The sequence below is a fragment of the Malikia granosa genome, assembly GCF_002980595.1.
Lineage (GTDB): Bacteria > Pseudomonadota > Gammaproteobacteria > Burkholderiales > Burkholderiaceae_C > Malikia > Malikia granosa.
Genome location: NZ_PVLQ01000008.1, coordinates 29638 through 48748, shown reverse-complemented (window position 1 = coordinate 48748; position 19111 = coordinate 29638). Strand labels below are relative to the sequence as shown.

Genomic DNA, 19111 nt, shown 5'->3' with positions numbered 1-19111 from the left:
CAGGTCAGCCGCGCGGCGGCAGCCGCCCGAAGGCATCGAGCGCCAGGCAGAGATCGGCCCAGGACTTGGCCTTTTCGCCCGGGCTGCGCAGCAGATAGGCCGGGTGGTAGCTCACCACCAGCGGCAGGCGCCGACCCGCGATCTCGATCTCGTGCACCTGGCCGCGCAGCTTGCCCAGCGGCAGCTTGGCCAGCGCCTCGGCACCGGGCCGGGTCGAATGGGCCAGCAGGGTATGCGCCGCGAAGCGCCCGAGCGCGAGGACGAAGCGCGGCTGCAGCAGCTCGATCTGGCGCAGCAGCCAGGGCTCGCATTGCGCGATCTCGACCGGATCGGGGTTGCGGTTGTGCGGCGGGCGGCACTTGATCACGTTGGCGATATAGACCTTGTGCTGGCGGTCCAGGCCCATCGCGGCCAGCATGCGGTCGAGCAGCTGGCCGGCGCGGCCGACGAAGGGCAGGCCCTGGCGGTCCTCCTCCTCGCCCGGCGCCTCGCCGACAACCAGCCAGTCGGGCGCAGGATCACCCATGCCGGGCACGGCATGGCGCCGCCGGCTGCCGAGCTCGCAGGCGCTGCAGGCGCGGATCGCCTCCACCAGCGCGGACTGGTCGGCCGGCACCTCGGCCGGCGCCACGGCCAGCGGGATGACGGCGCGTGCGGGGGCACGGGTCACCGGGGCCGATGCAGCCGGTGTCGCGACGGCAGGCGGCGACGCCTGCGGCACGGCAGGCTGATGCGATGGCAATGCCGCCGACGCGGGCCGCATCGGCGACTGGGTCGCGACGGTGGGTGCGGCGACCGGTGGAATAGTCACAGGACGGGCGGCTGCCGGCTGCGCCGCCCTCGCCTCCTGCTGCGGCACGCGCGCGACCGCCGGGGTGGTTGCCGTGGCGCTGCGAGCGGGCGCAGCGCCAGCGGACGGGCGTGCCGCCGGTTCCGGCGCCAGCAGCTCCTGCCACCAGCAATTGATCCCCATCTCGGCCAGCATCGCGGCCTGGCGGGCATCCAGCCTGGGCCAGGCCGGGCTGGTCTCGGCGTCGCCGCTGGCGGCCGGGGGCTGAAGTTCGATCCCGCTCATGCGCCGACCTCCGTCTCGGCAGCGGCCGGGACCAGCGGCAGGCTCATGATCACGGCATCCTCGCGCTGCGCGCCATCCATCGGGTAATAGCCGCGGCGCAGGCCGACCTGGCGGAAGCCCTGGCGCTCGTAGAGCGCGCGCGCGCCCAGATTGCCGGCACGAACTTCCAGCCACAGGCATTCGGCGCCCTGGCACAGCGACCAGGCCTGCAGCGCCTCGAGCAGCAGCCGCGCGCAGCCCTGGCGCCGGTGCAGCGGCACGGTGGTGATGTTGAGCAGATGCGCCTCGCAATAGCCCGGCATCGCGACCAGATAGGCCAGCAGCAGGCGGCCATCGGCCAGGCGCGGCGCGCCGGCCCAGGCCTCCGGATCGCCGGGCAGCGCCGGCGTGACCAGCAGCTGGCACCAGTAGCCGGCCGCGATCGAGTCGCGGAAATGCCCTTCGCCCCAGGGATGGTCGTGGGTGCTGCGCTCGACCTCGGCCACCAGGGGCAAGGTCGATTCGTCCAGCGCCAGCAGCGCCCAGGGACGACCGGCTGCGGCGGGGTCGGCGGCCAGCCAGGACGGCGTGCTGCCGGGGGCGATGTGCTGGCTCACGCGCCAGCTCCCGCATTCGCTGCCGCTGCAGCCGCCGCCAGCTTCTCGGCCTTGATGCGCTCGCGCTCCTCGGTGGTCTGCGCCACCTTGTCGCGCACATAGAGCGGCTGCGCGGCCGCCGCCGGCACCGCTGCACCGGTGGCCCAGAGCGCAGGCGCCAGCCGCAGCATGGCGGCAGCAGTGGGCCATGCAGCCTCCTGGGGTGCGGCCTGCCAGGCAGCGGGCAGGCGCGGGCCGTAGACCGGCACCGCGTTGCCGGCCAGCAGCGGAGTCGGGCCGGTGCCGGCCTCGGGCCAGCCATCGGCCAGCTGCAGCGCCTCGGGCGCGCTGAGCCAGGGCCCGCTGGCCAGGCGCGGCTGGGCCGGACGGCCTGCCAGCGCGAATTCGGCGACATAGAGCTCGTCCATGCGGGCGTCGAGCGCGGCAACGAGGCGCTGCGGGCAGGGCTCGCCGCGCTGCTCGCGCTGCCAGCGCGCCTGCTCGGCGACGGCCAGCAGGGTGTTGACCGGCAGCACCGGAATGCCACCCGGACGGGCCGCGTAGGCCAGGCCCTGCACCACCGCGCAGGCGGTGCGCAGGCCGGTGAAGGAGCCGGGCCCGCAACCGAAGGCGATCGCGTCGAGCCCGGCCAGCGGCCAGCCGGCCTGCTCCAGCAGCTGGCGGATCAGCGGGATCAGCGCAGCCGAGGCCTGGGCGCCGCCAGCGCCCTCGTGCAGCAGCCAGCCCTCGGGCTGATCCGGACTGCCGAGCGCGACGCTCAGGCGATCGGTGCTGGTGTCCAGCGCCAGCACCCGCGCCCCGGGCGGCAGGGTGGCGGGCAGGTCGGCGTAGGGGGAGATGGAGGGCGCGGCGGAAACGGACATGGCATGATTATCCTTGGCGCGGATAATCGCCGCCATGCTCGAGCGATCCGGAATCATCAAACTCGCGGGGGCCGCGCTGCTGGCCATGACCTTGACCGCGGCAGCCAGGGCGGAGCCGGCGCTGCCACCCGAGGTCGCGAGCCTGCTGGCGCGCGCCAAGCTGCCGGCCGACGCGCTGTCCGCCGTCCTGCTCGAGACACGGCCCGGGCGCGCGCCGCTGCTGGCCTGGCGCGCCGAAGTACCGGTCAACCCGGCCTCCACCCTCAAGCTGGTCACGACCTATGCGGCGCTGGACCGGCTCGGACCCGACTTCCGCTGGCAGACCCGGGTCTACAGCGACGGGCCGGTACGCGACGGTGTATTGCAAGGCGACCTCTACCTGCAGGGCGGCGGCGACCCCAAGCTGGTGAGCGAAAAGCTCTGGCTGCTGCTGCGCCGGGTCCAGGGCCTGGGCATCCGGCGCATCACGGGCGACATCTGGCTCGACCGCAGCGCCTTCGCCCTGCCCGAGACCGACCCGGGCGCCTTCGACAGCGAACCGCTCAAGCCCTACAACGCCGCGCCCGACGCGCTGCTGATCAACTACCGCAGCCAGGTGTTCGGCTTCATGCCCGATACCGAGGCCGGCGTCGCGCGCGTGACGCTGGAGCCGCCGCTGGCCGGCGTCGAACCGCCCGCCAGCGTGCCGCTCGAGGCCAGCCGCGCCGATGAGGCCTGCGGCGACTGGCGGGGCGCACTGCGCGCCGACTTCTCGGACCCGCTGCGGCCGCGCTTCGCCGGCCGCTACCGGGCGGCCTGCGGCGCGCGCGAATGGCCGATCGCCCATCCCGAACCGGCCCGCCTGGCCGCGCGCGCGGTGGCGGGCATGTGGCAGTCGCTGGGCGGCCAGCTCGATGGCCAGGTGCGCGAGGGCCGGGTGCCGCCGCAGGCCAGCCTGCGGCTGAGCTTCGAGTCGCCGCCGCTGGCCGAAGTCGTGCGCGAGACCAACAAGTACAGCAACAACGTGATGGCGCAGCAGATCTTCCTGACCCTGGGCCAGGCCGGGCATGACGGCACGCCGACCGGGCTGGCCGAAGCCCGGCAGGCGCTGGAAGACTGGTGGCGGGACAAGCTCGGGCCGGGCACCCGGCTGCCCGAGGTCGGCAACGGCAGCGGACTCGGCCGCGAGGTACGCCTGAGCGCCAGCGCGCTGGCGCGCCTGCTGCAGCAGGCCTGGAACTCGGGCCTGATGCCCGACCTGGCAGCCTCGCTGCCGGTCAGCGGCGTGGACGGCACGCTGCGGCGCAGCGCGCTCGACGCCGGCCAGGCCCACCTCAAGACCGGCAGCCTGCGCGACGTGCAGGCGCTGGCCGGCTATGTCCATGGCGCCAACGGCCAGCGCCTGGTGCTGGTCGCGATCGTCAACCACCCGGAGGCCCGCGCCGCCAAACCGGCGCTCGAGGCCCTGGTGCGCTGGGCGGCCCAGCGCCAGCCCTGACAAGGCCGCACGGCGCCCTGTCCGTCCCCACCCGCAGGTCCGAGAGACTCATTTTGTAAGGTTACTGTAAGCTTTGCGCAAGTTTAAAAAGTAAACTTATGATAAGTATGCTTATTTAATGTGTACTGAATATCTATCCTGAAACTGTCCGGCGCCTCCTTCGGCTCGCGCTGGCACCGTCCACAGCCCCCCCCTTCTGGAGCAAACCATGGCAAACCCTTCTGATCCTGGGCAGGACGCCCGCCGCATGCGCACCGTCATCTGGGTCGTGACTCTCGCGACCCTGGGCCTGGTGTTCGACGGCTATGACCTCGTCGTCTACGGCGCCGTGGTCTCGACTTTCCTGCGCGACCCGTCGCAGATCGGCACCGTGACCCCCGCCATCGCCGGCGCGCTCGGCAGCTACGCGCTGGTCGGCGTGATGGTCGGCGCGCTGCTGGCTGGCACCGTCGGTGACATCCTGGGCCGCCGCAAGGTGATCCTGACCTCCTACGCCTGGTTCTCGCTCGGCATGGCGCTGTCGGCCATGGCCACCGACACCTTCGGCTGGCTGCGCTTCTTCACCGGCATGGGCGTGGGCTCGCTGGTCGCGACGACCGCCGCGCTGGTGGCCGAATACGCGCCCAAGGGCAAGAAGAACATGATCAACGCGATCACCAACGGCGGCATCCCGCTCGGCAGCCTGCTGTCGGCGCTGCTGGCCATCCTGCTGATGGAACATATCGGCTGGCGCGGCATGTTCTGGATCGGCGCGCTGCCGCTGGTCACGCTGCTGCCGCTGGCCTACTTCAAGATGCCCGAGTCGGTCGCCTGGCTGGCCGCGCGCGGCCGCATGGACGAGGCGCGCGCGATGTCCGAGCGCACCGGGGTGCCGATTCCCGAACTCGCCGCCCCTGGCAGCGCCCAGCACGAGCCCAGCGGGCATGACAAGACCGGCTTCGCTGGCCTGTTCACGGCGCATTACCTGTTCCCGACCCTGATCCTGGGCCTGATGAGCGCCACCGGCCTGGTGCTGGTCTATTCGCTCAACACCTGGCTGCCCGAGCTGATGCTGCGCGCCGGCTTCAATGCCAAGGGCTCGCTGTCCTTCCTGCTGGTGCTCAACGGTGGCTCGCTGTTCGGCGCCCTGCTGGCCTCGCGCTTTGCCGACCGCTTCGGCCCCAAGCCGGTGGTGGCAGCGACCTTCGCGATCGGCGCGGTCGCGCTGATCCTGCTGACCCTGGGCCTGCCGCTGGCCGCGCTGCTGTGCATTGTCGCCATCGTCGGCCTGGGGACCAGCGGCACCCAGACGCTGATCTACGGCTTCGTCGCCAATTACTACCGCACCAATGTGCGCGCCGCCGGCGTGGCCTGGTGCGCGGGCTTCGGCCGCCTGGGCGGCATCGGCGGCCCGATGCTGGGCAGCCTGCTGATCAGCGCCGGCATCGCGCTCGACTCGATCTTCTACGTGCTGGCCTGCATCGGCGTGTTCGGCATCACGCTGACGCTGCTGGTGCCGATGTCGCGCAGCGCCGGCAACCGCTGAAGCACGGGGCGGGCTGATACCCGGCTGGCTGGCCGGCAGCGCAGGCCAGCTCCCCCGGCGGAACATTCCGGTCCATACTGTGGCCCTTGGCCGGTTTCCGGTCTGCCCCAAGATAAGCATGGACCACGCTGCCCCGCCCTCGCTGCTGTGCCAGCAGCTACCTCCCGCCCGGCACAGCAACCTCCGGCGCTCGACCGCGCAGCTGCTGATGCTGCTGGGGGTCGAGTCCGGCGTGCTGTGGCTCAACGGCCTGTGGACGCTGACCGGCCAGGACCGCCATCACCTGGTGATCTGCCTGGCCTGGCTGGCCTGGTTCGGCTTCTACCGCAAGGCCTATGTCCGGCGCCAGACCTTCTGGGAGGAACTGCGCCAGACCGTGCTGGCCGCCATGGTGTTCACCATGCTGTCGAGCCGGCTGCTCAACCAGATCCCGAACTGGGAGCAGATCCGCAGCGCGTTGCTGCTCTATCCGCTGCTGGTCTGCAGCATCGTGCCGGGCCGCGCACTGGCCAGGCTGGCCCTCAAGCAGCTCGGCCTCTGGTACCAGCCCGTGCTCGTGTTCGGGTCGGGCCGTACCGCGGCGCTCGCGCTCAAGGCGCTGCACGGCGACAGCTGGCTGGGCATGAGGGTGCAGGCCTTGCTGCAGCCGGCCGATCTCGGGCCCCCGGCCGAACCCGGCCAGGGCCCCGTGCCCTGCCTGGTCTGGCAGGGCCTGCCGGACGACTGGGAGGTTTTCCGTCGCTTCAGGTGCGTGATCGCGCTCGAGGCCAGCCAGCAGGACCCGCGCGACCGGCTCATCAGGCAGCTGTTGCTGCACCGCGTGTACGACGTGAGGGTGATCCCCGCGATGCGTGGCATACCGCTCTATGGCGCCGAGATGCAGTTCTTCTTCAGCCAGGAACTGTTCAGCCTCACGCTGCCCAACAAGCTGCTGCGCCCGCACCTGCGGCTGGTCAAGCGGGCTTTCGACCTCGTGAGCGCAAGCCTGCTGCTGGCATGGCTCTCGCCGCTGCTGGCCTGGGTGGCCTGGCGCATCTGGCGCGAGGATGGCGGGCCGGTCCTGTTCATCCAGGAGCGCGTGGGGCCCGGCGGCAAGCCGTTCCGCTTCTACAAGTTCCGCAGCATGGTCAATGACGCCGAAGGCCTGCTGCGCCGCTGGGAAGCCGAGAACAGCCCCGAATGGCAACGTTATGTCGCGAGCAACTTCAAGCTCGAGGACGATCCGCGCGTGCTGCAGGTCGGCCGCTTCATCCGCGGCAGCAGCATCGACGAGCTGCCGCAGCTGCTCAACGTGCTGCGCGGCGAGATGAGCCTGGTCGGACCGCGCCCGCTGCTGCCGCGCGAGGTCAGCGAATATGGCGAGGCGCTGCAGCTCTACGGCCAGGTACGCCCCGGACTGACCGGCCTGTGGCAGGTCAGCGGGCGCAGCAAGACCACCTTCTCCGAGCGCGTGATCTACGACGACTGGTACATCAAGAACTGGTCGCTCTGGACCGATATCGCGATCCTGGCCAAGACGGTCAGGACCGTGCTGCGTCGGGAAGGCGCGTACTGACCGCCAGCCCGACGCAGAGCATGGCGCTCAGGCCGCGTCGGGCTGGGCCGAAGGCGCGGCCTGCTTGAACGCCTCGAGCTCGCCACAGGCGGCATCGATCGCGCTGATCAGCGGCCAGCGGCTCAGGTCGACCTTGAAGCGGCGCGCGCTCTCGACCTGCGGAATCAGGTAGCAGTCGGCGATGGTCGGCGCGTCGCCATAGCTGAAACGGCCACGCTGGGTGTCGGCGGCCAGCAGCGCCTCGTAGGCGTCGAAGCCGGCCGAGATCCAGGTGCCGCACCAGGCGTTGATCGCGTCATCGTCGGCGCCGAAGGTCTTGCGCAGGTACTCGAGGATGCGGCGGTTGTTGATCGGATGGATGTCGCAACCGACGATGGCGGCCAGCGCACGCACCTTCTGCCGACCGGCGGCATCGGCCGGCAGCAGCGCCGGGGTCGGGTACTGCTCTTCCAGCCATTCGATGATGGCGGGCGACTGGATCAGCACGTCGCTGCCGGTGTCGAGCGCGGGCACCAGCTGCTGCGGGTTGACGGCCTTGAACTCGTCGCTCAGGTGCTTTTCCTTGCCCAGGTGCACGGCCACGTACTCGGTGTCCAGGCCCTTGAGGTTGAGCGCGATGCGCGTGCGGTGCGAGGTGCCGCTGCGCCAGAAGTTGTAGAGCTTCATGAGAAATCCTGATTCAGACTGGGGGACGGGCGCACAGCCTAGCACGCCGACCACGAAAAAAACCCCTGCACGGGCGGACCTGCGCAGGGGAATGACATCACGGCAGGCGCTTACTCTGCGGCACCGATGGTCAGCTCGATCTGGCCCACGCCTTCGACATGGCCGGTGATCTTGTCGCCCGGCACCACGGCGCCGACGCCTTCGGGGGTACCGGTATAGATCAGGTCGCCCGGCTGCAGGTGGTAGTACAGCGACAGGTCGGCGATGATCTCGCGCACGTTCCAGATCAGCTTGTTGACGTCCGACTTCTGCTTGGTCACGCCGTTGACTTCGAGCGCGATCTCGCCGCTTTCGATGACCTTGCCTTCCATCGGCACGATCTCGGAGCAGACCGAGCCCTGCTCGATGTCCTTGCCGGTATCCCAGGGACGGCCCTTGTCGCGCGCGACCAGCTGCAGGTCGCGGCGGGTCATGTCCAGGCCGGTGGCGTAGCCGTAGATCAGCTCGTGCGCCTTGTCTTCCTGCACGCGGAAGCCCGGCTTGCCGATCGCGATCACCAGCTCCATCTCGAAGTGGTAGTTCTGGGTCTCGGGCGGGTAGGCCACGGTGGCGCCGCTGTCGACCAGGGTGTCGCGCGACTTGGTGAAGTAGAAGGCGCGCTCGACCGACTTGTCGACCGGGCGGCCCATCTCGACGGCGTGCGCATGGTAGTTGCGGCCGACGAAGAACAGGCGGTTGATCGGGAAACGCTCTTCCTTGCCCTGGATCGGCAGGGACTGGACTTCGGGCGGGTTGAACAGGTACTGGGCCATTGCAGTGCTTCCTAAAAAATCGGTTTCAAAACGACGGAAAACCGGAGCCACTATATAAGAGGCCCCGGCCTTCAGTGAGGGCTGATCAGCCGCGGTTCTCGTACACGCCGAGCTTGCGGTGCAGCGGCGATTCGTCGGCCACGAAGATGAAGGCCGGCTCGGTCGCCGAGCGGTTGGTCAGCGTGGCGGCGGTGTAGCCCGGCACGGCGCAGGTGTCGGCCTCGGCCAGGGTAAAGGCGGAACCTTCGACCTGGACATCGGCGCTGCCTTCGATCTGGTGCAGCACCTGGGCCGGCGAGCGGGCCGGCAGGCGCAGGGTCTGGCCCGGACGCAGCATCAGCGCGTAGAAGCCCAGGATGTTCTCGGCGTCCTTGCCGGTCTCGGGGTTGACATAGGTCACCTGCACGGCTTCCAGCTCCGGCTGGTCCTCGGCCAGCGACAGCAGCGCGGCCTTGGCATCGGCCCAGGGGTAGCGCAGCATCGGGTAGGCCTTGTCGGAGCGACCGAACACCGGGGTCGGCACCACGCCGCCGCGGGCATAGGCCTTGACGCCCTGGCCCGGCACGACGGTCTGGCTCGGCACTTCCTCGTGGTAGGAGGCCTCGATGTAGTAGACCAGCGGCAGGTCCAGCACGTCGAGCCAGATCACCGGATCGGTGCCGTCATGGCCATGCTCGTGCCACAGGCCGGTCGGGGTCAGGATCAGGTCGCCACGGCTCATCGGGCATTTCTCGCCGTTGACCAGGGTCCAGGCGCCCTCGCCCTCGACCACCATGCGGATGGCGTTCGGGGTGTGGCGGTGCGCCGGCGCCAGCTCGCCCGGCAGCAGCAGCTGCATGCCCAGGTACATGGCGGCGCTGGCCTGCATCTTCTCCAGGCCATGGCCCGGGTTGGCCAGCACCAGCACGCGGCGCTCGGCCTTCTCGATCGGGGTCAGCTCGCCGGCTTTCAGCAGCAGGTCGCGCAGCTTGGCATAGGGCCAGTGGGTCGGCTGGGTCTTGCGTGCCGGCACATGCGGCGGCAGCACCGCGCGCAGGCTGGGCCACAGCGGGACCAGGTTGTTGGCAGTCAGCTCGTCGCGGTAGTCCTGCGGCAGGTCTTCCAGACGGCCCAGGGTGTCAAAGCGGCCGGTGTCTTGCATCTTCTTGTCCTTTGAAGTGACAGGTGACGAGTATCAGCCCTGTTGCAGGCAGTTGTTGACGTTCCAGCCGTACAGCCATTCGATCGCGTCATAGAAACGCTCCTGGCTGCGGCCCTTCCACAGGCTGTTGCGGATCAGGCGCTCGACGCCAGCGGCGTGGTACAGGCGGCCCATTTCGCGGCCCGACAGCACGATGCGGCCGGTGCGGGCGATGCGGTTCTTCTGGTACAGCTGCAGGGCGGCATCCCAGTCATTGTTCGAGACGCGCAGCGCCTCGCCCAGGGTCACGGCATCTTCCATCGCCATGCAGGCGCCTTGCGCCATGTACTGGGTGGTCGGGTGGGCGGCATCGCCCAGGATGGTGGCGCGGCCGAAGACCCAGTTCGGGATCGGCTCGCGGTCTGCGGTGGCCCAGCGCTTCCAGGTCTTGGGCAGCTCGATCAGCTGGCGGGCCTTCGGGCAGATGCCCTGGAAATAGCTCTCGACCTCTTCCTTGGAGCCGTCGGTCACGCCCCACTGCTCCTGCTCGCGGCTGTGGAAGGTCACGACCACGTTGTACTGCTCGCCACCACGCAGCGGGTAGTGCACCAGGTGGCACTTGGGGCCGGCCCACAGGCTGGCGGCGTTCCACTTCAGGTCATCCGGGAAGTCGGCCTTGTCGACCACGGCGCGATAGACCACATGGCCGGTGACGCGCGGCGGGTCGTTGACATACTGGGCGCGCACCACCGACTTGCCGCCATCGGCGCCGATCAGGGCCTGGCCAGTCCAGCGCTTGCCGTTCTGGTCGATCGCGGTGACGGTGCCGCTGGCCTCGTCCTGCTCGATCTTCTCGATGCGGGTGTTGGTGAAGAATTCGACGCGACCGGTCTCGACGGCGCCTTCGAGCAGCGACTTGTGCACGTCGACGCGATGGATCACGGCGTAGGGGTTGCCGAAGCGCTTGCGGAAGGCTTCGCCGGTCTCGATCTTGCCGACCAGGGACTCGTCGAGCGCATCGTGCATCACCATGTAGTCGGTGTAGACGGCGCGGCCACGGGCCTTTTCACCGACGCCGAGCGCGTCGAAGGCGTGGAAGGCATTGGGCCCGAGCTGGATGCCAGCGCCGATCTCACCGATCTCGGGCGCCTGCTCGAACACCTGGACCTGGAAGCCCTGGCGCACCAGCGCCAGCGCTGCCGCCAGGCCGCCAATGCCACCGCCGGACACCAGGACGGGCAACTGGGATTTGATTTCGCTCATATCTATGCTCCAGGAAAAAACAGGGTTTGGACCGGCCGGCGGTTGCCGCTCCGGAATAATCAGTACACAGATGATTAGTATAGGTACAAATTGAGATTTGGCAAGAGGGTTTTCCCTAGGTTGGCTTGCGCTAGACTGCCGACGCATGGAGTCCACTCGACCACAAGCCGTACAACTCGACGCGCAACCCGGCCACGCGATACGCCGCCTGCACCAGATCTCGGTCGGCATCTTTCACCAGGAGACCGAGGATCTCAACGTCACCCCGGTGCAATACGCCATCCTGCAGACGGTGCGCGACCAGCCCGGCTGCGACCAGCGCACCCTGGCCGGACGCATCGCGCTCGACACCTCGACCACCGCGGGCGTGGTCGACCGGCTCGAGGCGCGCGGCCTGCTGCGGCGCCGCGTCTCGCCCGAGGACCGGCGCGTGCGCCTGCTCGCGCTGACGCCGGCCGGCGAGCTGCTGCTGGCCCAGACCCTGCCGGGCATGGAGCGCACGCAGGAACGCATCCTGGAGCCGCTGAACCCCGAACAGCGGCAGCAGTTCATGGCGCTGCTGCTGCAGCTCGTGACGGAAAACAACGACCTGTCGCGCGCGCCGGGCAAGCGCCCGCGCTGATAAGTCCGCCCGATCCGCGCGGCTCGGCACGGATCGACACGCGCGGTGCGAAAATCCCCGGCATGAACGCCGAAACCACCGCCGAACTGATGAACCGCCTGGGCCAGCAGGCCAAGGTCGCCTCCGCCCTGATGGCGCGCGCCAGCAGCGCGCGCAAGGTCGCCGCGCTGCGCGCGCTGGCCGCCCTGCTGCGCGCCAACATCGAGCCGCTGCAGGTCGAGAATGCCAAGGACCTCGAGCGCGCACGCGCCGCCGGCCTGTCCGAGCCGATGGTCGACCGCCTCAAGCTGACACCGAAGGTGATCGAGACCTGTGCCGAGGGCTGCGAGCAGCTCGCCGCCATGCCCGACATCATCGGCGAGATCCTCGGCATGAAGCAGCAGCCCAGCGGCATCCGGGTCGGCCAGATGCGGGTACCGATCGGCGTCTTCGGCATGATCTTCGAGAGCCGGCCCAATGTCACGATCGAGGCCGCCAGCCTGTCGATCAAGAGCGGCAACGCCTGCATCCTGCGCGGCGGTTCGGAGGCGATCGAGTCGAACAAGGCGCTGGCCAAGCTGGTGCAACAGGCGCTCGAACAGTCCGGCCTGCCGGCCGACGCGGTGCAGCTGGTGCCCACCACCGACCGCGAGGCGGTGGGCCAGCTGATCACCATGCCGCAGTATGTCGATGTCATCATCCCGCGCGGCGGCAAGGGCCTGATCGAGCGCATCAGCCGCGACGCCAAGGTGCCGGTGATCAAGCATCTGGACGGCAACTGCCACACCTATGTCGACGACCCCTGCGATATCGCAATGGCGGTCAAGGTGGCCGACAACGCCAAGACGCAGAAGTACAGCCCCTGCAACGCGACCGAAAGCCTGCTGGTCGCGCGCGGCGTCGCGGCCGAATTTTTGCCGAAGATTGGCGCCATTTACGCCCAGAAAGGCGTGGAAATGCGCTGCTGCCCGGTCTCGAAGGCGATCCTGAGCCAGGTCTCGGGTGCCCAGCTCAAGGACGCGACCGAGCAGGACTGGTCCGAGGAATACCTGGCCCCCATCATCAGCGTCAAGGTCGTGGCCGGCGTGGACGAGGCGATCGCGCACATCAACAGGTATTCGAGCGGCCACACCGAGGCCATCCTGACCACCGACCACCGCCATGCGCAGCAGTTCCTGCGCGAGGTCGACTCGAGCAGCGTGATGGTCAACGCCAGCACCCGCTTCGCCGACGGCTTCGAGTACGGCTTGGGCGCCGAGATCGGCATCAGCACCGACAAGTTCCACGCGCGCGGACCGGTCGGCGTCGAGGGCCTGACCTCGCTCAAGTACGTCGTGCTGGGCGAAGGCGAAGTGCGTGGCTGAGCGACGCCAGCCCGCCAAACCCTACCGCAAGCCCAAGCCCCCAGCCAGCGACCCGCGCTTCGCCGCCGGGCCGGATGACGCCGACGCGGGCCTGGCGGAGCATGAGCCCGGCCCCAACGAAATAGCCGCGGCCGCGCGCAGCCGCTCCGGCTCGCGCTCGCTGCGCGCGCCGGCTGAGGCAGGCGCACCGCTGTCGCCGGCCGCGCAGCAATTGCAGCGCGAGCTGGCCCGGGTCGAGCGGCTCAAGGCCCAGCTGGCCCAGATGGAGTCGATCGGCCAGGACTACCTGAACGGCTGCGCGCAACGCCTGCAGCCGCTGCGCGAACGGCTGCGGCTGGCCAGGCGCGGCCTGGCGCTGGCGCTGGCGCCCTGGCTCGAACCCGACGCACGCGGCCTGTCGCGCGCGCAACAGGGCAAGGCGCGCAGCCTGCTGTGCCGGCTGGCGCAGCTGCTGGCCGAGGGTGGCGATGCCGACATGGCCGCGCTGCACGACCGCTACAGCCCGCAAAGCCTGGCCGACAAGCGCCGCAGCGCCGCCGATGCGCTGCGCGCACGCCTGTCCGACTGGCTGGCGCCCGACGACGAGGCGGTGCAGGCTGCCGCCGATCCGGATGATCTGCTGCGCGCCGCGCATCGGCAGTGGCAGACCGAATCCGCAGCCCAGCAGGCCAGGCGCGACGCCCGCCAGGCCAAGCGCGAGGCGCGCAAGGCCCAGCGCGAACCGGCACCGGCCGCGCTGCTGGAACAGCAGGCGCAACAGGACGCCGGCGCCACGCTGCGTACGCTCTACCGCCAGCTTGCCAGCGCGCTGCACCCGGACCGCGCGAGCGACGAGGCCGAACGCCAGCGCATGACTGCGCTGATGAGCGCGGCCAACGCCGCCTACGACCGGCGCGACCTGCTGGCGCTGCTCGACCTGCAGCTGCAGGCCGAGCTGGCCGACCCCACCCACCTCGAGCGCCTGTCGGCGCAGCGGCTGCAGGCCGTCACAAGGCTGCTGAAGGAGCAGGCGGCCAGCCTGGAGCGCGAGCGCCAGGGCGAGCAGCAGCGCTGGCTGCACCAGCTCGACCTGCCGGCCGGCAGCCGGATCGATGCGGCCCTGCTGCAGCGCCGGCTCGAGGAACAGGAGCTCGAGCTGCTGCGCCAGCTGCACGAGGCGCAAGCCTGGCTGGAACAGGCCGGCGATCCGGCCGGGCTCAAGGGCTGGCTGAACCGCAACGCGGGCTGATCAATCAAGCTGCCCCAGTGCCTCACCGAGCGCATTGACCAGGCTGTCGATCTGCGCCGGCGTGCTGATGAAGGGCGGCGCCAGCTGGATGGTGTCGGCGCCATAGCGCACGTAGAAGCCCTTGTCCAGCATCGCCATCGCGACCTGGTAGGGGCGCTTGGCGGGCTCGCCCGGTGCGGCGGCAATCGTCAGTCCGGCGGCCAGGCCGAAGTTGCGGATGTCGGCCACATGGCGCGCGCCGCGCAGGCTGTGGACGGCGTTCTCGAACACCGGTGCCAGCGCGGCCACCCGCTCGATCGACTGCTCGCGCTCCAGCAGGTCCAGCGTCGCGAGGCCGGCCGCGCAGGCCACCGGATGCGCCGAGTAGGTGTAGCCATGCGGGAACTCGAGCATGTAGTCGGGCCCGCCCGCGGCCATGAAGGTGTCGTAGATCTCACGCCTCACCACCACGCCACCGAGCGGCTGCACGCCGTTGGTGATCTGCTTGGCGAAGTTCAGGATGTCGGGCTTGACGCCGAAGGCTTCCGCGCCGGTCCAGGCTCCGCTGCGGCCAAAGCCCGAGATCACCTCGTCGAAGATCAGCAGGATGTTGTGCGCGGTGCAGATCTCGCGCAGGCGCTGCAGATAGCCCTTGGGCGGAATCACCACGCCGGCCGAACCCGAGAACGGCTCGACGATCACGGCCGCGATGTTGGACGCATCGTGCAGGCCGATCAGGTTGAGCAGCTCGTCGGCCAGCTCGGCGCCCTGCTCGGGCATGCCGCGGCAGAAGGACCCCGCCGGCGGCTGGGTATGCGGCAGGTGGTCGGCTTCCAGGCCCTGGCCGTAGAGCTTGCGGTTGCCGACGATGCCGCCGACCGAGATGCCGCCGAAGTTGACGCCGTGATAGCCCTTCAGGCGGCCGATCAGGCGCGTCTTGCTGCCCTGGCCCTTGGTGCGCCAGTAGGCGCGCGCGATCTTGAGCGAGGTGTCGGCCGACTCCGAACCCGAGCCGGTGAAGAACACATGGTCCAGCCCGGCCGGCATGCGCTCGACGATCCGGTTGGCCAGCTCGAACGACAGCGGATGGCCGAACTGGAAGGCCGGCGAATAGTCCAGCGTGGCCGCCTGGCGGGCAATGGCCTCGACGATCTCGGTCCGCGCATGGCCCAGGCCGGTGCACCAGAGGCCGGACAGGCCGTCGAACAACTGGCGACCCCCGGCGTCGGTGTAATAGGCGCCCTGGGCCGAGGTGATCAGGCGCGGATGGGCCTTGAAGTCGCGGTTGCCGGTGAAGGGCATCCAGTGCGCCTCCAGCCAGGCCGGGTCGGTACGAGGGACAGCATTGACCCGCTGGGCGTCGGACATGTTCATCGGTAAATCCAGTGCGAAGGAGGAATGACGGACCGATTCTGGGCAATGGCTAAACTCTCATGAAGCACCCTATGTCTCATTACAGTTGACGTTTTATGCAAGCAAGGAATGTGACCCTGCTCGGCCAGCTGGGCGATGTCGACCTGCGGCTGCTGCGGGTCTTCAAGAGCGTGGTGGAATGCGGCGGCATGGCGGCGGCCGAGCTCGAGCTCAACATCGCGCTGTCGACCATCAGTCGGCACATCAAGGATCTGGAGACCCGGCTCGGGCTGGTGCTGTGCCGGCGCGGGCGCAGCGGTTTCGACCTCACCCCCGAGGGCCAGCAGGTCTACGAAGCCGCGCTGAGCCTGCTGTCCGCGACGGAGACATTCCGGACCCGGCTGCATGACATCCACCGCCGGCTCGGTGGCGACCTGCATGTCGCCGTGTTCGAGAAGACGGCCTCCAACCCGCAAGCCCGGATCGCGGAGGCCATCGCCCGCTTCCAGCGCCAGGTGCCCAGCGCGCGGCTGCACCTGCATGTCGGCAGCATCGGCAGCATCGAGCGCGGCGTGATCGACGGCCAGTTCCAGCTCGGCATCATCCCGGAGCATCGCAGCTCCGAACTGCTGTGCTACCGGGAACTGTTTGGCGAGACCATGCTGCTGTACGCGGGCCAGGGCCACCCCTGGTTCGGGTCGCCGCAGTCCGGACTGGGCTGGGATGACTTGCGGCAGCAGAAGCTGGCGGCGCTGGGCTACCACTCGCCGAACATGGAGCTGGCACATCGGCACCAGCTGGAGCGCGCCGCCACCGCCTCGGACCAGGAGGCGGTCGCCACCTTCATCCTGTCCGGCTGCTTCGTGGGCTTTCTGCCGGACCACTATGCCGAGGCCTTCGTGCAGGCCGGCCGGATGCGCGCGATCGCGCCCGCCGTGCTGCGCTACCCCTGCCGCTTCATGGCCATCAGCCGGCAGTCGCCCAAGAGCTCGCGCCTGACCCAGGCCTTCCAGCAGACGCTTTACGCCAGTCATGCCGGGCACCCGCCAAGCCAGGAACCGCCCGCGCTGGGATAATCCCGCCATGGCAAACAAACAACGTGTCGTCGTCGGTCTCTCGGGCGGGGTGGACTCCGCGGTCAGCGCCTGGCTGCTCAAGCAGCAGGGCTACGAGGTGATCGGCATCTTCATGAAGAACTGGGAGGACGACGACGACAGCGAATACTGCTCGTCGCGGCAGGACTTCCTCGATGCGGCCAGCGTGGCCGACGTGATCGGCATCGACATGGAGCATGTCAACTTCGCGGCCGAGTACAAGGACCGCGTCTTTGCCGAGTTCCTGCGCGAGTACCAGGCCGGCCGCACGCCCAACCCCGACATCCTGTGCAATGCCGAGATCAAGTTCAAGGCCTTCCTCGACCACGCGATGCGGCTGGGCGCCGACAAGATCGCCACCGGCCATTACTGCCGGGTGCGCTTCGACGAGGCCAGCGGCAGGCACCAGCTGCTCAAGGGCTGCGACCCGCTGAAGGACCAGAGCTATTTCCTGCACCGCCTGAACCAGGCGCAGCTGTCCAAGGCGATGTTCCCGGTCGGCGAGCTGCCCAAGACCGAGGTGCGCCGCATCGCCGACGAGATCGGCCTGCCGAACGCGAAGAAGAAGGACTCGACCGGCATCTGCTTCATCGGCGAGCGACCGTTCCGCGACTTCCTGAACCGCTACATTCAGAAGGAGCCCGGCGCGATCCGCGACGACCAGGGCCGGGTGATCGGCCAGCATGTGGGCCTGAGCTTCTACACCCTGGGCCAGCGCCAGGGTCTGGGCATAGGCGGGGTCAAGGAACAGGGATCGGCCAAGGGCGGCAGCGAGCACCAGCCCTGGTTCGTCGCGCGCAAGGATGTCGCGAGCAACACGCTCTGGGTGGTGCAGGGCCACGACCACCCCTGGCTGCTGTCGCCGCTGCTGCAGGCCGAGGACGCGAGCTGGGTCGCGGGCGAGCCGCCGGCGCCGGGCCGCTACGGCGCCAAGACCCGCTACCGCCAGGCCGACGCGGCCTGCCTGCTGGCGCCGAACGGCGACGGCGCCTTCGCGCTCGGCTTCGACGAGCCGCAATGGGCGGTCACGCCGGGCCAGAGTGCGGTGCTGTACGACGGCGATGTCTGCCTGGGCGGCGGCGTGATCCATTCCGCCAGCGCGACCGAAGCCGCGCTGCCCGAGCTGCCGCCCGAGCCGACGAAGCGCAAGCCCAAGGCGCGGCGCAAGCCGCAGGGCAAGCCGGCAGGCGGCTGACCGACGGCGAGGGTGGCTCAGTATTGGCAGGCGGATTCCTCGATCGCCCCTCATTTTTTTCATCGGGCCGGTTAATATTTTTCAGCGGCCGACTAGGGTTTCCATGGGTGCCGGCTAGGCAGGGAGGATCAATAAGATATTGACAGCTTTATTGATTCCACGCCACCAGGAGATACCTAATGGAACGTCGTAAATTCGTGCAAGGCGCCGGCATGGCCGGCATTCTGGCCGTTGGTGCTGCGCCGGCCGTTGCCCAGGCCCAGCAGCAGATCCGCTGGCGTCTGGCATCCAGTTTCCCGAAGTCGCTCGAGACCGTCTATGGCGCGAGCGAAGCCTTCGCCAAGTACGTGTCGGATGCGACCGGCGGCAAGTTCGTGATCTCGGTCCACCCGGCCGGTGAACTGGTGCCCGCCTTCGGCGTGGTCGACGCGGTGCAGCAAGGCACCATCGACTGCGCCCACACGGCGCCGTACTACTTCTTCGGCAAGGACGAGACCTTCGCGCTCGACTGCACCATCCCGTTCGGCATGACCTCGCGTGCGATGTCCGCCTGGATGTACGAGGGCAACGGCATGAAGCTGATGCGCGAGTTCTACGCCCAGTTCAACATCGTCAACTTCCCCTGTGGCAACACCGGCACCCAGATGGGCGGCTGGTATCGCAAGGAAATCAAGTCGGTCAAGGACTTCGAGGGCCTGAAGATGCGCATCGGCGGCTTCGGCGGCCGCGTGCTGGCCAAGCTCGGCGTGGTGCCGCAGAACATCCCGGCGGGCGAGATCTACCAGGCACTGGAAAAAGGCACGATCGATGCTGCCGAGTGGATCGGTCCCTACGACGACCTGCGCCTGGGCCTGCACAAGGTCGCCAAGAACTACTACTTCCCGGCCTGGTGGGAAGGCAGCACGCAGTTCTCGCTCTACATCAACGACAAGCAGTGGAAAGGCCTGTCGGCCGAGTACAAGTCGATCATCGAGCAGGCTTCCCGCGCCGCCCACGTTACCTGCCAGGCGCGTTACGACGGTCGCAACCCGGCTGCGCTCAAGCAGCTGATTGCCGAAGGCACCAAGCTGTCGCGCTTCCCGAAGGACTTCATGGACAGTGCCTTCAAGGCCTCGCGCGAGGTCTATGCCGAGCTGAACGAGAAGAACGCCAACTGGAAGAAGATCTACGCCGACTACAGCCGCTACCTGTCCGACCAGGTGCGCTGGGAGGCGGTGGCCGAGGGCAACTATTCCCAGTACCTGGCGGCCCAGAAGCTGTGACGGGACGATCAGCGGGGACTGACCCTGTCACCCGCTGATCGCCGGCCCGGGCCTTCAAGCATCTCATCCTTCCGCCGAGCGAA

Annotated in this window: 17 protein-coding genes; 9 read left to right on the top strand and 8 right to left on the bottom strand. The window is 69.0% G+C overall.

Annotated elements, in window-relative coordinates:
* Nucleotides 1-4 precede the first annotated feature (4 nt).
* The 3 genes from C6P64_RS01340 to tsaB are packed head-to-tail and all read right to left on the bottom strand — an operon-like array spanning nucleotide 5 to nucleotide 2534.
* Nucleotides 5-1075: a uracil-DNA glycosylase gene (locus C6P64_RS01340; protein ID WP_105746796.1), complete on the bottom strand. Its 1071-nt coding sequence runs from the start codon at nucleotides 1073-1075 to the stop codon at nucleotides 5-7.
* A complete protein-coding gene (locus C6P64_RS01335; RefSeq protein ID WP_245911587.1) occupies nucleotides 1072-1671 on the bottom strand; it encodes a GNAT family N-acetyltransferase in 600 nt (199 codons plus the stop codon). The genes C6P64_RS01340 and C6P64_RS01335 overlap by 4 nt, the downstream gene beginning before the upstream one ends.
* Nucleotides 1668-2534 carry a tRNA (adenosine(37)-N6)-threonylcarbamoyltransferase complex dimerization subunit type 1 TsaB gene (gene tsaB / locus C6P64_RS01330; RefSeq protein ID WP_105746984.1) on the bottom strand — a complete coding sequence of 289 codons (867 nt, stop codon included), beginning with the start codon at nucleotides 2532-2534 and terminating at the stop codon, nucleotides 1668-1670. Before tsaB ends, C6P64_RS01335 begins: the two co-directional genes overlap by 4 nt.
* A gap of 34 nt (nucleotides 2535-2568) precedes the next feature.
* Here tsaB and dacB point away from each other — a divergent pair, with 34 nt between their 5' ends.
* The 3 genes from dacB to wbaP all read left to right on the top strand — a co-directional run bounded on the left by dacB (nucleotide 2569) and on the right by wbaP (nucleotide 7091).
* Nucleotides 2569-4011: a D-alanyl-D-alanine carboxypeptidase/D-alanyl-D-alanine endopeptidase gene (gene dacB / locus C6P64_RS01325; protein WP_105746795.1), complete on the top strand. Its 1443-nt coding sequence runs from the start codon at nucleotides 2569-2571 to the stop codon at nucleotides 4009-4011.
* Nucleotides 4012-4219: 208 nt separating this feature from the next.
* Nucleotides 4220-5536, top strand: a complete 1317-nt coding sequence (locus tag C6P64_RS01320) for an MFS transporter (RefSeq protein WP_105746794.1) — start codon at nucleotides 4220-4222, stop codon at nucleotides 5534-5536.
* Between the two features lie 118 nt (nucleotides 5537-5654).
* Nucleotides 5655-7091, top strand: a complete 1437-nt coding sequence (gene wbaP / locus C6P64_RS01315) for an undecaprenyl-phosphate galactose phosphotransferase WbaP (protein ID WP_105746793.1) — start codon at nucleotides 5655-5657, stop codon at nucleotides 7089-7091.
* A 27-nt stretch (nucleotides 7092-7118) separates the two neighbouring features.
* Here wbaP and maiA read toward each other — a convergent pair whose 3' ends face one another.
* The 4 genes from maiA to C6P64_RS01295 form a co-directional block, all read right to left on the bottom strand.
* The gene (maiA, locus tag C6P64_RS01310; RefSeq protein ID WP_105746792.1) at nucleotides 7119-7757 is read right to left on the bottom strand and encodes a maleylacetoacetate isomerase; all 639 of its coding nucleotides are present in this window, start codon (nucleotides 7755-7757) and stop codon (nucleotides 7119-7121) included.
* A gap of 110 nt (nucleotides 7758-7867) precedes the next feature.
* The gene (locus C6P64_RS01305; protein ID WP_105746791.1) at nucleotides 7868-8569 is read right to left on the bottom strand and encodes a fumarylacetoacetate hydrolase family protein; all 702 of its coding nucleotides are present in this window, start codon (nucleotides 8567-8569) and stop codon (nucleotides 7868-7870) included.
* A gap of 85 nt (nucleotides 8570-8654) precedes the next feature.
* Nucleotides 8655-9710 carry a cupin domain-containing protein gene (locus tag C6P64_RS01300; protein WP_105746790.1) on the bottom strand — a complete coding sequence of 352 codons (1056 nt, stop codon included), beginning with the start codon at nucleotides 9708-9710 and terminating at the stop codon, nucleotides 8655-8657.
* A 33-nt stretch (nucleotides 9711-9743) separates the two neighbouring features.
* On the bottom strand, nucleotides 9744-10952 hold the full coding sequence (locus C6P64_RS01295) for a 3-hydroxybenzoate 6-monooxygenase (protein ID WP_211296776.1): 1209 nt from the start codon (nucleotides 10950-10952) through the stop codon (nucleotides 9744-9746).
* A gap of 145 nt (nucleotides 10953-11097) precedes the next feature.
* Here C6P64_RS01295 and C6P64_RS01290 point away from each other — a divergent pair, with 145 nt between their 5' ends.
* The 3 genes from C6P64_RS01290 to C6P64_RS01280 all read left to right on the top strand — a co-directional run bounded on the left by C6P64_RS01290 (nucleotide 11098) and on the right by C6P64_RS01280 (nucleotide 14145).
* Nucleotides 11098-11574, top strand: a complete 477-nt coding sequence (locus C6P64_RS01290; RefSeq protein ID WP_105746789.1) for a MarR family winged helix-turn-helix transcriptional regulator — start codon at nucleotides 11098-11100, stop codon at nucleotides 11572-11574.
* Nucleotides 11575-11636: 62 nt separating this feature from the next.
* Nucleotides 11637-12917: a glutamate-5-semialdehyde dehydrogenase gene (locus tag C6P64_RS01285; protein WP_105746788.1), complete on the top strand. Its 1281-nt coding sequence runs from the start codon at nucleotides 11637-11639 to the stop codon at nucleotides 12915-12917.
* On the top strand, nucleotides 12910-14145 hold the full coding sequence (locus C6P64_RS01280; RefSeq protein ID WP_105746787.1) for a hypothetical protein: 1236 nt from the start codon (nucleotides 12910-12912) through the stop codon (nucleotides 14143-14145). The genes C6P64_RS01285 and C6P64_RS01280 overlap by 8 nt, the downstream gene beginning before the upstream one ends.
* On the opposite strand, the gene aptA is transcribed toward C6P64_RS01280, so the two are convergent.
* On the bottom strand, nucleotides 14146-15498 hold the full coding sequence (aptA, locus tag C6P64_RS01275; RefSeq protein WP_105746786.1) for an omega-aminotransferase AptA: 1353 nt from the start codon (nucleotides 15496-15498) through the stop codon (nucleotides 14146-14148).
* Nucleotides 15499-15593: 95 nt separating this feature from the next.
* Here aptA and C6P64_RS01270 point away from each other — a divergent pair, with 95 nt between their 5' ends.
* From C6P64_RS01270 to C6P64_RS01260, 3 genes are all read left to right on the top strand, one after another.
* Nucleotides 15594-16553, top strand: coding sequence for a LysR family transcriptional regulator (locus C6P64_RS01270; RefSeq protein WP_105746785.1), 960 nt, complete (start codon nucleotides 15594-15596; stop codon nucleotides 16551-16553).
* Nucleotides 16554-16560: 7 nt separating this feature from the next.
* Nucleotides 16561-17766: a tRNA 2-thiouridine(34) synthase MnmA gene (gene mnmA, locus C6P64_RS01265; protein WP_105746784.1), complete on the top strand. Its 1206-nt coding sequence runs from the start codon at nucleotides 16561-16563 to the stop codon at nucleotides 17764-17766.
* A 179-nt stretch (nucleotides 17767-17945) separates the two neighbouring features.
* Nucleotides 17946-19028 (top strand): TRAP transporter substrate-binding protein, encoded by a 1083-nt coding sequence (locus C6P64_RS01260; RefSeq protein WP_105746783.1) that lies wholly within the window; start codon nucleotides 17946-17948, stop codon nucleotides 19026-19028.
* The last annotated feature ends 83 nt before the right edge of the window (nucleotides 19029-19111 follow it).